The 14,205-nt window shown below is 61.7% G+C and carries 11 protein-coding genes; 1 reads left to right on the forward strand and 10 read right to left on the reverse strand.

Going from position 1 to position 14,205, the window contains the following annotated elements; genetic code table 11:
- Positions 1-133: 133 nt before the first annotated feature.
- A complete protein-coding gene (locus tag PGW49_RS06215; RefSeq protein ID WP_195568892.1) occupies positions 134-856 on the forward strand; it encodes a GntR family transcriptional regulator in 723 nt (240 codons plus the stop codon).
- Between the two features lie 21 nt (positions 857-877).
- Here the strand turns inward: PGW49_RS06215 and PGW49_RS06220 are convergent, their stop codons facing one another.
- From PGW49_RS06220 to PGW49_RS06265, 10 genes are all read right to left on the reverse strand, one after another.
- Entirely contained in the window at positions 878-1,468 is a 591-nt protein-coding gene (locus PGW49_RS06220) for a GNAT family N-acetyltransferase (protein WP_195568893.1), read from the reverse strand.
- Between the two features lie 77 nt (positions 1,469-1,545).
- On the reverse strand, positions 1,546-2,571 hold the full coding sequence (locus tag PGW49_RS06225; RefSeq protein ID WP_195534665.1) for a threonine aldolase family protein: 1,026 nt from the start codon (positions 2,569-2,571) through the stop codon (positions 1,546-1,548).
- 45 nt (positions 2,572-2,616) lie between these two features.
- Positions 2,617-3,480 carry a phosphatase PAP2 family protein gene (locus PGW49_RS06230; RefSeq protein ID WP_195534664.1) on the reverse strand — a complete coding sequence of 288 codons (864 nt, stop codon included), beginning with the start codon at positions 3,478-3,480 and terminating at the stop codon, positions 2,617-2,619.
- Positions 3,481-3,691: 211 nt separating this feature from the next.
- The gene (mfd, locus tag PGW49_RS06235) at positions 3,692-7,324 is read right to left on the reverse strand and encodes a transcription-repair coupling factor (RefSeq protein WP_138113887.1); all 3,633 of its coding nucleotides are present in this window, start codon (positions 7,322-7,324) and stop codon (positions 3,692-3,694) included.
- 157 nt (positions 7,325-7,481) lie between these two features.
- Positions 7,482-8,147 (reverse strand): endonuclease III, encoded by a 666-nt coding sequence (gene nth / locus PGW49_RS06240; protein ID WP_138113885.1) that lies wholly within the window; start codon positions 8,145-8,147, stop codon positions 7,482-7,484.
- 63 nt (positions 8,148-8,210) lie between these two features.
- Complete coding sequence (locus PGW49_RS06245; RefSeq protein ID WP_138113883.1) at positions 8,211-10,013, reverse strand: ABC transporter ATP-binding protein; 1,803 nt, start codon at positions 10,011-10,013, stop codon at positions 8,211-8,213.
- Positions 10,014-10,140: 127 nt separating this feature from the next.
- Positions 10,141-11,496 (reverse strand): DNA recombination protein RmuC, encoded by a 1,356-nt coding sequence (locus PGW49_RS06250; RefSeq protein ID WP_022095168.1) that lies wholly within the window; start codon positions 11,494-11,496, stop codon positions 10,141-10,143.
- Between the two features lie 51 nt (positions 11,497-11,547).
- On the reverse strand, positions 11,548-12,111 hold the full coding sequence (locus PGW49_RS06255) for a hypothetical protein (protein WP_270225943.1): 564 nt from the start codon (positions 12,109-12,111) through the stop codon (positions 11,548-11,550).
- A 233-nt stretch (positions 12,112-12,344) separates the two neighbouring features.
- Entirely contained in the window at positions 12,345-12,779 is a 435-nt protein-coding gene (locus PGW49_RS06260; protein WP_138113881.1) for a hypothetical protein, read from the reverse strand.
- Between the two features lie 431 nt (positions 12,780-13,210).
- The gene (locus PGW49_RS06265; protein WP_006235151.1) at positions 13,211-13,843 is read right to left on the reverse strand and encodes a hypothetical protein; all 633 of its coding nucleotides are present in this window, start codon (positions 13,841-13,843) and stop codon (positions 13,211-13,213) included.
- Positions 13,844-14,205: the final 362 nt, after the last annotated feature.

Genomic DNA, 14,205 nt, shown 5'->3' on the forward strand with positions numbered 1-14,205 from the left:
ACTAGTTGTATGCTATATTTGTCTTAGAAATTTTGCTGGTAAGGTTTTCGATTGTTCGTTACCAGCAGTTTTGTTCTTGTATTGAATACATGCTTGCTTAGTTAGGCATACAAGTTAGATATAGGTTGGCAATATGAGCGTCTCATCTAAAAAGAAACTGAGCCAATACGAGCGCTTGGCGGGCATGCTGCGCGACCGCATCGCCGCCGGCACCTACGCGCGCGGAGACAAGCTGCCGTCCGAGATGGAACTCATGGACGAATCGGGGCTGTCGCGCAGCACCGTGCGCCATGCCCTTAAGGTGCTCGTTGATGAGGGCCTGGTTCGCACCGAGCGCGGACGTGGTGCCTTTGTGGCCGACACGCCCGCGCTCCACGAGAACAACCTGGTGTTTTCGAGCTATACCAAGCAGGTCGAAGGCCAGGGCATGAAGCCCACCACGCGCACCGTGGACTCGGGCTTTACCAAGGCGGGCGGCAGCATAGCTAAGTTCTTTGATGCCGCCGTGGGCAGCAAGCTCGTCAAACTTGTCCGTCTGCGTTATCTGGACGATGCGCCGCTGTGCCTGGAGACCACCTATCTACCACCGAGCTTTGAGGCACTCATCGATCGCGATATCAACGGTTCGCTCTACGCCACGCTGCGACAGGAGTTCCATCGCGCACCGGCACAGGGGCATAAGACCTTTGAAGTGTGCTATGCCTCGCAAAACGAGGCGTTTTTGCTCAACGTTGAGCGCGGGCAGGCGCTGATCCTGATCACCGACTACGTCCACGACACCGACGGCCGCCCGCTCCATGTCTCCAAGCGCATCCAACGCACCGACCGCGCCAAATACACCGAGCCCATCGGCTAACCTGCCAAAATAGACCTGTCCCTAAATGGTAGGTTTGGGGAGGTCGGGGAACCAGGTTGGTTTGGGTTGGTTGGGCGTGCGCTCGGCTAGGACCAGCTCCATCCAACACATGTCGTACCAGCGACCGAACTTTTGGGCACAGCGGTCGAAGGCACCCACCAGGCGATATCCCATATGGGCATGGAAGTCCTGACTGTTGTGCGTCAGATACTCGTCGTCCTTGTCGTGCGGCACGGCAATGAGCGCGCACATATTGGTGATGCCCATCGCGATCAGACATTGCTTGAGCGTATCGTGCAACTTGCGGCCCAGCCCGCCGTGGCGCACGTCGCACGCCAGGTAGATCGACGTCTCGACCGACCAGTCGTATGCCTCGCGGCTGTTGAGCGGGCTCACATAGGCATAGCCTACCGGACGCCCGTCCAGCTCCATCACCAAATACGGATAGCGCTTGAGCGTACGCTCGATGCGCCCGGCGAACTCCTCAACGCTCGGCACCTCGTATTCGCAGGTAATCGCCGTCTGGCGCACATACGGCTCATAGATGGCAAGCAACGCCGGCGCGTCTTCGGGCGTCGCCAGGCGAATCGTCGGCTCGGACATCTCGGTCATACAACCCTTCTCCCCCAAAAGCAAAGGCCACCCTGCGCCAAACCCGGCGCAAGGCGGCCCCTCGTCATTACATCAGGCTACAGGACAGCCGCCAGCGCGTCGATGTCCTCCTGCGTCGTGGCCCAGCTGGTGCAAAAGCGCACCACCGTATGAGTATCGTCGTACTTTTCCCAGTACTCGATCGCCGCATGCTCGCGAATGCGGGCCATATCCTCGTTGGGCAGAATCACGAACTGCTGGTTCGTGGGCGTCTCCAAGAAGAACTGGTAGCCGCGCTCGTGCAGCACACGACGCAGCGCCCGAGCGGTCTCAATCGCCTGGCGACCAATCTCAAAATACAGGCCATCGGTAAAGAGCGCCTCAAACTGGACGCCCGTCAGGCGGCCCTTGGCCAACAGCGCGCCGTGCTGCTTAATGCGCGGAATAGGATGCGCCGGGGCGTGCATGCCACAGAACACCACAGCCTCGCCGCAAAGCGCACCACACTTGGTGCCGCCGATGTAGAACACGTCACACAGCTGCGCCAGCTCGGGCAGGGTAATGTCGCACTCATCGGCCGCCAGCGCATAGGCCAGGCGGGCGCCATCCACAAACAGCGGAATCTCGCGCTTCTGGCACACTGCGTGAATCGCCGCGAGCTCGGCCTTGGAGTACAGCGTGCCGTACTCGGTCGATAGGCTCACGTACACGGCACCCGGAAACACCGTGTGCTCGTAGCTCTCGTTTTCGTAGAACACCTGGATATAGTTCTCGAGGTCCTCGGCGTGCATCTTGCCCTCGTAGCCGGGGATGGTGAGCACCTTGTGGCCGCCAAACTCGATGGCGCCCGCCTCGTGGCAAGCGACGTGGCCAGTCTCGGCAGCAACGACGCCCTCGTACGGCGCAAGCAGCATGTCGATCACCGTCGCGTTAGCCTGCGTGCCGCCCACCAGGAAAAACACGTCGGCGTCAGGCGCCTGGCAGGCCTCGCGAATAAGTTGCTTGGCACGCTCGGTATGCGCATCGGTACCGTAGCCGGGCTGCGGCTCCATATTGGTGTCGACGAGCGCCTGCAGCACTGCCGGGTGTGCGCCGTGGGAATAATCGTTGTTGAACGCGAGCATGGCAATCCTCTCTTACCGGGTATCGGCCAGATGATTCAAACGGAGCTATTGTACGCCGTTGGGATAGGCAATGCGCGCGGCGAGACACTCAAGCGCCAGCACCAGGGCAAAGCCGCAGCTCACGTCGCTCAAAAAGTGTGCGCCGATCACGATGCGGCCAAACGCGACGAGCGCCGCGACCACAGCTGCCGCCCAAAAGATCACGCGGCGACGCGAAGGTTTTTCCTTAAAAGCCGCCGCGGGAAGCCCGGCGAGCATAAGGCCGATCGCCGCATGCGCCGTGTGTCCGCTCGCAAACGACTTGAACCCGTCCTTGATCACGCCGGCGGCGATATAGGTCCACTTGTCGGGATTGCCGATCACCCACCACGGCTGAAACTCGAGCCCCTGCGTCACCTCGATCACGCGCATGCGCGGGCGCGACCACAGCGGCTTGACGATCACGTTGAGGATAATGGCCTGAGCGACCCACACGGCAAGCACCATCAACGCCCAGCGCGTGAGCTCATCGGGCTCGGTCGTGCGCGTGAGGCGATAGATGATAAGGTTGGCAGCGATGACCAGCACAAACGTCAGCACCAGCTGAACGGCAATGAGCTTACCGCTAACCCGCAGGGACGAAACGATCTCGTAGCCGGCCAGGCCAACGTTGATCAGAACGCCCAGCACGGCGAGCCATTTGCTCCCCCTGGAGTCGGGACGCACCGCGCGTACGAGCATAACGCCCGCGACGCTCGCCGTCAGCTCGAACGGCAGCTCGCCGGCGGCCTCGATAAAGCGGCCGTACATGCTGCCGACGTTGAACAGCGCGCTCGAGATCTGATAATCGAAGAAACTGCCCACGCCCAGACAAAGGCACAGGACAACCGCGATAATGGCGACATCTTTCTTATAGATGTATCCGAACATGCTTTCCTTTCGGTCGGGCGAAGGGTCGACCCGCAACGTGGTGGGGCAAAGATAGCTTTGTCCCATAAATACCCTTACAGGTTGAGCATAAGTGAGCGAAAACGTTCCATTTGTGGCAAGGTGGCCCGAAGGAGGAGGGAAGCGTACTTGCGTACGCGACCGACGAGTGAGGGTCAGATTGCCCAAATGGAGCGTTTGCAGCGTCGACCCGTTAGTCGTCGTCGCTGGCACCCAGTTGTTGCAGCAGCATGAGTGCCGCGGCCACGGGGCCGGTGCCGTCGTTGGCGTCGAGACCGCGACCCAGGCCGCTGCCCGCACCGGCGCCTGCCTTGTAGGGTACCGACAGCTTGCGGCTCTTGGGGAAGTTCACCGCGCCATAGCGGGTCTTAAGCTCAAAGGCCACCTTCTTGGGCACGTCGACGCCCAAAAACGTGATGCGGCCGCCACTGAGCGTGACGCTCTCGAGCCCCAGGCGCTCGCCGCGAATGCGGATTCGTGCGCGATTGAACAGGTTGAGTCCCGCCAGCGGCAGCTCGCCATGCGCAGCCTCGGTCTCCTCCTGCACCTCATCGATGCTCTCTAGGTCCTCGGCCGCTGCGAGCTTACGGTACACGAGCACGCGCTGATCCACCGCCGGCAGGTACTCCTCGGACAAGAAGTAGTCGGCCGGCAGGTTAATACCCACGCTCGCCGCCTCCACGCCGGCGTCGTCATCGCCGCGCGCCTCAGCCACGGCCTGGCCCAGCATCTGCGTAAACAGGTCAAAGCCCACGCTCGACAGGTTGCCGTGCTGCTCGGCTCCCATAAGCGAGCCGGCACCGCGAATCTCCAGGTCGCGCATGGCGATGCGCATGCCGCTGCCCAGGTCCTGGAACTCGGAAAGTGCGGTCAGGCGCGCCGTCGCCTCCTCGGTGAGCGGCAGCTCGCCCGGGAACATAAAGTACGCGTAGGCCTGCGTGGCAGAGCGGCCCACACGGCCCTTGAGCTGGTAGAGCTGTGCCAGACCCAGGCGCTGCGAGTCCTCGATGATGAGCGTGTTGGCGGTCGCGTTGTCGATGCCGCTCTCCACGATGGTCGTGGCGATGAGCACGTCGATCTTTTTGGTCGCGAACTCGATCATCACGTCCTCGACCTCGCGCGGGCTCATCTTGCCGTGCGCTACGCCCACGCGCGCCTCGGGCGCGGCCTCGTGCACGCGCGCCACGGCGTCGTCGATGGTCTTGACGCGGTTGGACACGTAGTACACCTGACCGCCGCGACCCACCTCCAGGCGAATCGCCGCGCTCACCACGTCGGGGTCGTACTCTCCCACGTGCACGATTACGGGGCGGCGCCCGGTCGGCGGCGTCGTGATCAGGCTCATGTCGCGCACGCCGCTCGTGGCCATCTGCATGGTTCGCGGAATCGGCGTTGCCGAAAGCGTGAGCACGTCAATCTGCTCGCGCAGGTTCTTGAGCTGCTCCTTGTGCTGCACGCCAAAGCGCTGCTCCTCGTCAATGATCACCAGGCCCAGGTTCTTGGGGTTCACATCGGCCGAAAGCAGACGATGCGTGCCGATAAGCACATCAATCGTGCCCTCGGCAAACGCCTTGAGCGCGCGCTTCTGCTGCGCCGGGGTGCGGAAGCGGCTGAGCACTTCGACCTCGAGGCCAAACGGGGCAAAGCGCTCAAAGAACGTCTCGTAGTGCTGCTGGGCCAGAATGGTCGTGGGGCAGAGCACCATGACTTGGCGGCCGGAGTCCACGCACTTAAACGCCGCGCGCAGGGCAACCTCGGTCTTGCCGAAACCCACGTCGCCGCACAGCAGGCGATCCATGGGCTTGGGCGCCTCCATGTCGGCCTTGATGTCGGCGATGGCCTCCAGCTGGTCGCGCGTCTCGTCGTAAGGGAAGCTCTGCTCCATCTCGATCTGCTCGGGCGTGTCGGGCGGGCAGGCGATACCGGTAATCGACGAGCGGCGCGTATACAGATCGACCAAGTCAAACGCCAGCTTTTTGGCGTTCTTGCGCGCCTTGTTGGTGGCACGCGTCCAGTCGGCGGTGTTGAGCCTGGTCAGGCGCGGCTTGTCGCCGTCAGGACCGACGTATCGCGTGATGCGGTCGACCTGCTCCAACGGCACGTAGAGCTTGTCACCGTCGGCATATTCCAGCAAAAAGTAGTCGCGTTCCTTGCCGCCCACTTCCTGGCGCGCAATCTCGCTAAAGAGCGCGATGCCGTGGGTGGCATGCACCACGTAGTCGCCCGGCTTAAACGGGAACGTGATCTGCGTAATGTCAACCTTGCGGCGGCTGCGCGCGCGGTTGGCATCCATGCGGGCATTGAGGTCGGCGATCGAGAACACGGCCAGGTTGGCATCGGGCACCACCACGCCCTGCGGCAGAGCGGCATCGACAAAGGTCACGCGTCCGCGCGAGATAGTAGGCACGGCGGCGCCGGCGGCTGCCTGGGCGGCACCTGCCTCGAGCGAGCGGGCGTTGAGCGCATCGGCCTTGCGCTCGCGAATGGAAGCGTGGGCCTCCTGGCGGGCGGTGCGATCGGCAGAATCCGCCGCTGCCACGCGCACGCGGTCGCCGATAGCGCCGACATTTTCGGGCGCCGCGGTCAGCGACTCCTCAAAGGTAATGCCCTCGTCGCCAAAGGTGAGCTCCATCGACTCGCGCGCACCGCGGTCGGGAATGGCAAACACGCAGGCGTAGCGCTTGCCCACGACTTCCTGAATGCGCGTCATAAAGCGATTGTCCGAGCCCGCAATGGCCGGCTGCTCAATCTTGAGCTCCGCCGTCACCGCGCCGCCGGCACGGATCAGGCTCACGTAGTTCAGGCGCTGCTGGGCACCAAAATCGAGCTGCTGGGCACGTACATACAGGCCATCCAGCCGGTCAATCCCTGCCTCGCCAGCACGCGCCTCGATATCCTCGTAGGCACGCAGGCAATCGTCGAACAGCGAGCGCGGCTCGGACAGCACCACGAGCGCCTTGCCGCTCACGTGCGCCAGCGGGCTCACGGTCTGGCCGTACATTACCGGCAAAAAGCGGTCGAGCTCGGGTGTAACGATGCGCGCATCCACCATCTCGAGCAATGCGGCCAGCTTGCTGTCGTCCTGGCTGGCGCGATAGAGCGCCACATGCATGTTGTGGACGGCCTCGTCGGTAAGCGCCAGCTCACGGCAGGGGAAGATCTCGATACTGTCCTCGTTACCGATGGTCTGCCCCGTGGAGCTCACCATGCGGCGTATGCGATCGATCTCGTCGCCAAAGAACTCAATGCGCACGGGCGCTTTTTCCTGCGCGGGAAACACCTCGACGGTGTCGCCGTGCACGCGAAACAGACCGGGCGCGTCGGCGGCGCCGGCATTGGTGTAGCCCATGCCCACTAGGCGCTGCGGCACCTCATCAAAAGGAATCTCCTCGCCCACCGCAAAGGTCGTGGACTCCCAATAGCGGCTCTCGACCGGCGGCACGCAGCGCAGCAGCGCGCGGGCCGAGGCAACCATGATGCAGTTGTCCCCGCGCACGATGCGCCCCAGAGCCTCGCAGCGCTGCGCCACCACGGCATCGTCGGGCGCCTGCTCGCGCCACGGATAGTCCTTGCGCTCGGGAAAACGGCACACGTGCGCCAGCCCCACGTAGGCGGCAAGGCTGCGCGCGGCGCGATCGGCCGCATCCTCGCCACTCACAATGTAGACCGTCGGGCGCGGACGGCGCGCAAACTGGGCGGCCGCCATAAGCGTGCGGCCCGACTGCGACACGGCCAGCGTCACGTCCTCGCCGGCATCGAGTCCGGCCTCGACGGTCTGCAGCGCCTCGGCAGTGTAGAGCTGCGCGGCTATACGGTGAATGAGCATGCTGTTCCTCCGGCATCGCAACGCCAAAAGCCCGCCGGGGCAAGCTCGGCGGGTCGTACGTCAAATACATTGTCTGTCATGGTAGCGCATGGAGAGGACTCCGGCTCAAGGGCAAACCCAGCCCCGCAAAAAACGCCAGACGAAAATGCGTTCCGCCCTACCCCGCTACGCGCACGCTGGGGCACAAATCTGCCAGCGGACACTCGTCACACTTGGGTTTGCGGGCATCACAGATCTCGCGACCGAAGGTGATCCACTGATGGTTGACCGACTCCCAATACTCGTGCGGCAAAATCTTGAGCAAATCCTGCTCGGTCTTGAGCGGCTCCTTGGCATGCGTCTTGGGACTCAGCATCAGGCGGTGCGCAATGCGGTTGACGTGCGTGTCCACCGCAATGCCCTCCACGATGCCATACCCCACGTTGAGCACGATGTTCGCCGTCTTGCGTCCCACGCCCGGCAGCTTCACGAGTTCCTTCATGTCGGCCGGCACCTCGCCGCCATAGTCGGCGACGATCATCTGCGCGGCCTCGACGGCATGCTTGGCTTTGCTCTTGTAGAAGCCGAGTGACTTGATGGTGCCCGCCACGTCAGCCACGCTCGCCCCGGCCATGGCCTCGGGCGTGGGCCACTGGGCAAACAGCTTCGGCGTCACCTTGTTGACCTGCGCGTCGGTCGTTTGCGCCGAGAGCAGCACCGCAATCAGCAGGCGGAAGGGATTCTCGTGGTCCAAAAAGCACTCGACCGGGCCATAGCGACGGTTGAGGCGCTCACACACCTCAACGGCGCGCTCTCGTTTGGCGGCATTGGTCTCGCGTGGCATAACGACTCCTCGGCTCAACGGCACAATAAACTTATGGACACAATTGTCCCACGTCCGAGACGCTTACGCCTCCAAGAATGCGCCGGTCTGACGGCTCCACAGGCTCGCATACTCGCCACCCGCCTCGACGAGCTGCGCATGCGTGCCGTCCTCGACGATCTCGCCATCGGCCAGCACCACAATGCGGTCGAGCGCCGCCACGGTGGACAGGCGGTGCGCCACCACAATGGAGGTGCGTCCACGCATCAGGTTTTCGAGCGCCTCCTGCACCAGCGCCTCGGACTCGCTGTCGAGGGCAGAGGTCGCCTCGTCGAGCACTAGAATCGGCGCGTCGGTTAGGATGGCACGGGCGATGGCCACGCGCTGACGCTGGCCGCCCGAGAGCTTGACGCCGCGCTCGCCCACCATGGTGTCAAAGCCACGAGGCAAGCGGTCGATAAACTCCAGGGCGTTGGCCAGGCGCGCGGCCTCGCGAATCTGCTCATCAGTGGCGTCGGGACGACCGTAGGCAATGTTTTCGCGAATGGAGCGGTGGAACAGCAGCGCCTCCTGCGGCACGTAGGCAACCTGGCGGCGCAGGCTCTGCTGCGTGCAGCGCGAGACGTCCTGGCCGTCCACGAGCACGCGGCCGCCCTGTACATCGTCCAGGCGCAACAACAGCTTGGTGAGCGTCGTCTTGCCCGAGCCCGATTTGCCCACCAGGCCCACGCGCTGGCCCGCCGCCACATGAAGTGTCAGGTCATCGAACACGCTCTCGCCCGCCGCAGCGTCACGGTACGCAAAGCTCAGCTGCTCAAAATCAATCGCGCCCTCGGTCACTTTGAGCTCGGGGGCGTCCGGGTCATCTGCCACCAAACGTGGCTCGTCCAGCACGCGCGTCATCTCGGCCGCATCGCCGAGCGCGCGGTTGATGCGCTGCATCATGGAGCTTACGTAGTTCAGGCGCATGGTGAGGTTATAGGTGTAGGTAAAGATCATGACGAGCGAGCCGGCCGAGATGCCAAACCACGCGTTGCCGCCCGCCACGAATACGCTCACCACGGCCATGGTGATGACGATAAGACCCGAGGTCGTAAAGTTGCGCTGCATCATGGCGTGCATCGAGACCGTCTCGGCATCGCGCGCGGCACGATCAGCGGCGTCGAACAGATCACGTTCAAAGTCCTCGCGCCCGCAGGTCTTGACGGCCAAGATGTTCGTGACCGCGTCGGAGAGCACGCCCGAGAGCTTGTTCTGCGCGGCGGACGTCGCGGCCGAAAGCGGCATGATGCGCTTGTACATAAGCCAGACAAACGCGATGTAGACGGCCATGATGCACACCAGGATCACGGTAAACGTCGGCACCACCGGGGCGAGCGCCGCCACCGTGCAGATGACCGAGGTGATGGTGGGGACGAGCGAATACACCGTCACGTCGACCAGCCCCGTATAGCCGCTCATAAAACGGCTCGTCTGGCTCACGAGCGATCCGCCAAAGCGGCTGGTGTGAAATGTCATGGATTGATTGGAGAGCGTGTCGAAGCACAGGCGCGCCAGGTGATAGTTGCCCGCAATCTCGAGCTTGTAGACGGTGTAGTCCTGCAGCTTGGAGAGGATTTGGCCCACCAGGTTAACGAGTACGAGCGCCAGGATATAGGGGCCGAAGACCTCAAACACCTGATCACCCGCCACGGGACCGGCTTGAACGCGGTCGACAATGAGGGCCATCACATAGGTATTGGCAAACGTCAGCAAAAAGATGTAGCCCGCCGACGAGAACACCGAGAGAAAGACAATCAGCGGCTGCGTGCGCGTGACACCCCAAAACCGCTGCAGCGTGCGGCGCACGGTGGAGCGTTTCAGCGGACTGGTGTTTCTCTGAGACATGGGCTTCCTTTCGCGTCTGATAGGGCGAAACGCCATTGTTGCACACTAAAGCGCACTTCAGGCAAGCGCGATGTGAAAGGCAGCGGGGTGCCCGCGTTTGCGCCGGTGCCCCGCTGCCTTGTTGCAATTAGTCCTCGTCTTCTTGGTCTGTGGAAAGGCCCGCGGGCGTGAGTCCCAAGATCTCATCGGCTTGGTCGGCGTCTTCCAGCGCGTCGATATCCTTGAGTTTGCGCTCCATGACGTTGGTGCGCGTGGTGATAATGCCCTCGACCGTTTTACCCGCGGTCTCGATCTGCTGCTGGGCGCGGCGCAGCGCCTTTTGATAGCGCGGCAGCTCGGCCTTGACGGCGGAGAGCACTCGCAGTACATCGTCGGTGCGTTTTTGCAGCCTAAACGTCTGGTAGCTCATCTGCAGGCTGTTGAGAATGGCCGCCATGGTGCTGGGGCCGGCAACGTTGACGTGATAGTCGCGGCCCAGGGTCTCGATAAGCCCGGAGCGGCTGACGACCTCGGCGTACAGCCCTTCAAACGGCACGAACATGATGCCAAAGTTGGTCGTTGCCGGCACACTCAGGTACTTTTCGCAAATATCCTTTGCCTCGCGCTTGACCATGGTGTCGAGCGTCTTGCGCGCAGCCGCCACGGTCTCCGCATCGCCCGACTCCTGCGCGTCGAGCAAGTGCTCGTACGCGTCGCCCGGGAATTTGGAGTCGATCGGCAGCAGCACGGGATCGCCCTCGTCCACCGGCAGCTTGACGGCAAACTCAACGCGCTCCGAGGCGCCGGGCTTGGTGGCGACGTTTTCCAGATACTGGTCGGGCGTAAGGATGTCCGCCAGAATTGCACCCAGCTGCACCTCGCCCAAAATGCCACGCGCCTTCACGTTGCCCAGCACGCGCTTAAGGTCGCCCACGCCGGTGGCGATGGACTGCATGTCGCCCAGGCCCTTGTACACGGCCTCGAGCTGGTCGCTCACCTGCTTAAACGATGCCGACAGTCGGTCGTTGAGCGTGCGGGAGAGCTTCTCGTCCACCGTCGCACGCATTTGATCGAGCTGCACGTTGTTGTCTTTGCGGATGGCGCCCAGCTGAGCATCGACCGTTTCGCGCACCTTGTCCAGGCGATGCTCGATACCCTCGCGGTTGGCACCGAGCTGTTGGGCCGTCTCGCGGCGCAGGTCATCCATCCGGTCACCAGCTTGCGAAAACTCACGTGCGATGGTCAGGTAACGTTGCTGCTCCACGGCCGCATCTGTCGTCTGCTGCTGCGCGATGGCATTGGCCGTGCGGCGAGTTTCGGCCAGCGCGACGTTCAGGGCATCGAGCGCGTTGTTGGCCTGCTCGAGTGCTGCCAGCGTTTCCGCGCTACTGTCGCCACGCTCCCGCAACTCGGCACGCAGGCTCTTGAGCTGGAGGGCGCAAGCCACAGCAACCCCCACCGCCACCAAGGCGATCACAACAAGCACAATATCAATAGCAGACATAAACTCCGCCCAACAAACCCAATCGAGCACCAATCAAAACCGCGATCAATCTTACCCCGCCATACGCACCGGGCGCCCGGCCCCTTCTTGGGCGCCCCTCTCCTCCGCATATTCCATAATGCGGCGCGCCGTCTCCCTGCTCATCTTTGAGTCATCACCGGCTAAATATGCGTACACGTTTCCCTTATTCAGATTCAAATCGCGGCAGAGACCGTAGCGCGTTACACCCGATTCCTCTAGCGCTCCCAACGTTCTTTTTCGCATCAGGGCGTTGATTCTTCTGTCCGCCACTGGCTTTTCCTTCACCGCTCTATACGCACGCCAAACGTTGGCATAACGATTAGGAAGTTTGTCCTCGGCGCATAGAGATGCCAGGCTACCCGTTTGGGCGTACAAGGACAAAACGCCTCGGTAACCCTCTTCCATCCACGAACCCTCGGATAAGCCCAGAACGTATTCGGCTTTACCCTGTGCCAAAGCGAGCAAAAACAGGGGCTCCGCCACGCGCGGCGCAACCGTCGTCGCTTGCTTAACCAGTTTTCTAAAACTGAGCGACTGCTGTCCGGATAGCTCTCGGCAATAGCCTTTTAAGAATCCCTCAAAGGTCAGATTCAACCGAGCACCTCCTTTTTGTATTGCCTGTATGCACAGACCATCTCTTGATAACTCCGCTCCGAAGGCGACGACGCCAGATCCTCCAAGGATGTCGTTAAGTACCTTAACATGGCATTTTCTATTATTATTCATCATCAATAATACTATTCAGTCGCATGACAGGATTCCCAGGATGCGAGGATTCTACTCATGGCGATAATCCCTACACCCCAGAAGTCCTAACGTGACAAACGCTAACTCTCCCAGCCGGCGCGAATGGTTGCTACGACATCGCCTAGGCGCTGGCCCAGGGCCGCTAGATGCTGGAGCACCTCATTGGGCGAGGCACCGTTGAGAATGCACGTGAGGGCATATGAGGCCAAGAAGATTGCCGCAAGTCCTAGCGGAATGAGCACGATCATCGCCAATGTGCGCAGGCGCTGGCCCACGCGGCGACGACGCGCACGACGCTTGTCGAACGCGAGCTCCTGCGCATATGAATCTTGCTGTACGGAATAGGCCTCTGGTGCCGATTCGCACCCGGGCACGGCTGCAGGTACAGCAGCGGGCACGACGTTTTGCACGGGCGCCTGGTTGGCAACCCCTTGCATTTGCATCTCTATAAGCCGCCGCTGCTGCCGCAGCATACGCTCGGCTTGTTGCTGTGGGGTCTCAAGAAACAGGTCCATGTTGGCCTCCAAAATCGGAGCGTTCGACGCTTACGACCAGCATCCCGCACCGCCATGACCGCGACAACGCAATCGCCGGCAATAGCCACAAAGTTTCTTTTGCTCAAAAGCTGTCGAAAAGCTCAACAACTCCCCTACCAGCACTTTCTCTGAGCTTTTTTCGCCAGCAATCTTTTGGCCTTCCACCCTTACGCCAACTGACCAAAATCTAACCAAAAGCTTGACGAAAATTGTGGAGACCGGGACCCCACACAAAAAGTGCCGCCCCAAAGGGCGGCACACAAACTTATTATCAGCTTTTCTGTAACGAGCACGCGACGACTCAACGCCGGAGCGCAGGGCGGGATACCTTTGCCTCGCGCGACCCTGCGAAGCCGTGAGCGAGAGGGAAAGGTTTCCCCGCCCTGCGCTCCGTGGTCGGTGAGGACAGACTACATGCCTGCGAGACCTCGGGCGGCGGTGGCGCACATAAACGCCAAGGCTAGAATCACGAGCGAGCCCGCGATGTCTGCCAGCACGCCCATTGCACGGCGTTCAAACAACCAGCTCTCAAAGTGCGGGGCGACGTTGCGCCAAACACGCCACAGCAAGATGCCCATACCGATGACGCCCGGGATATTGAGCAGTAGGATCTCGGAGCACAAAAGACCGATCAGGTTACCGGCGGCAAAGCCCGCATCACCCTCGCAGTATTTGCGGTAGACCATATACAGCATGTACGCCACAAACGGCTGCAAGCACGCAGAAATAAACGAGACCACCATCGAGGGGTCCTGCGAAAAGACCTCGGTGAGTTTATCGACACTCGTGGCGTCCTTCGAAGCCAAGAATAAACCGATAACCACAAGGGGCACCACGCCCAAAATTACCTCGACCAGAGTAAACAACTTGGCAGTCAAATCCTCACTAGCCGAATTCAAATGAGGCGCCCACTCAGGATGAGCATGCGCGCCGACTTTCTTGTCCTTCTCGGCACGATCGGCCTTTTTACCCTCGGCAACCCGATGACCAGGATCCTTGCGAGTTCCCGCCGCAGCAACCCGAGCTCGAGACTTCTTGCCCATAAAAAACACCCCATCAGGTAGTAGATAAACTAAAAGTCGCTACCCAGTGTACCCCCTAAACAACGGCGCCGCCCCAACCCGGAGCAAGCCCCGTCAACCAAATGGCCGCAACCCAATCCCTATACAAAACGTGCCGCCCAAAAGGGGCGGCACACAAACTTCTAATCAGCTTTTCTGTAGCGAGCACGCGACGGCCCAAAGCGGGCCGGGAGGGCGGGATTACCTTCCCTCAACGCGACCCTGCGGAGCCGTGAGCGGGGAGGGAAGGTAATCCCGCCCTCCCGGCCCAGCTCATGCCAGCGCCAAGCGCTAGTAGTTCACCACCTGCTCCTCAAAGTACGCCTTGGGGTGGTTACACACCG

This window comes from Collinsella aerofaciens (assembly GCF_027679495.1).
In the GTDB taxonomy this organism is placed as follows: Bacteria; Actinomycetota; Coriobacteriia; order Coriobacteriales; family Coriobacteriaceae; genus Collinsella; species Collinsella aerofaciens_AK.

Excerpts from the sequence above, each read along its gene's own strand:
- PGW49_RS06245 (WP_138113883.1), bottom strand. The coding sequence starts at position 10,013 with ATGTCTCAGAGAAACACCAGTCCGCTGAAACGCTCCACCGTGCGCCGC.
- PGW49_RS06265 (WP_006235151.1), bottom strand. The coding sequence starts at position 13,843 with ATGGGCAAGAAGTCTCGAGCTCGGGTTGCTGCGGCGGGAACTCGCAAG.
- nth (WP_138113885.1), bottom strand. The coding sequence starts at position 8,147 with ATGCCACGCGAGACCAATGCCGCCAAACGAGAGCGCGCCGTTGAGGTG.
- mfd (WP_138113887.1), bottom strand. The coding sequence starts at position 7,324 with ATGCTCATTCACCGTATAGCCGCGCAGCTCTACACTGCCGAGGCGCTG.
- PGW49_RS06230 (WP_195534664.1), bottom strand. The coding sequence starts at position 3,480 with ATGTTCGGATACATCTATAAGAAAGATGTCGCCATTATCGCGGTTGTC.
- PGW49_RS06250 (WP_022095168.1), bottom strand. The coding sequence starts at position 11,496 with ATGTCTGCTATTGATATTGTGCTTGTTGTGATCGCCTTGGTGGCGGTG.
- PGW49_RS06220 (WP_195568893.1), bottom strand. The coding sequence starts at position 1,468 with ATGACCGAGATGTCCGAGCCGACGATTCGCCTGGCGACGCCCGAAGAC.
- PGW49_RS06225 (WP_195534665.1), bottom strand. The coding sequence starts at position 2,571 with ATGCTCGCGTTCAACAACGATTATTCCCACGGCGCACACCCGGCAGTG.
- PGW49_RS06260 (WP_138113881.1), bottom strand. The coding sequence starts at position 12,779 with ATGGACCTGTTTCTTGAGACCCCACAGCAACAAGCCGAGCGTATGCTG.
- PGW49_RS06215 (WP_195568892.1), top strand. The coding sequence starts at position 134 with ATGAGCGTCTCATCTAAAAAGAAACTGAGCCAATACGAGCGCTTGGCG.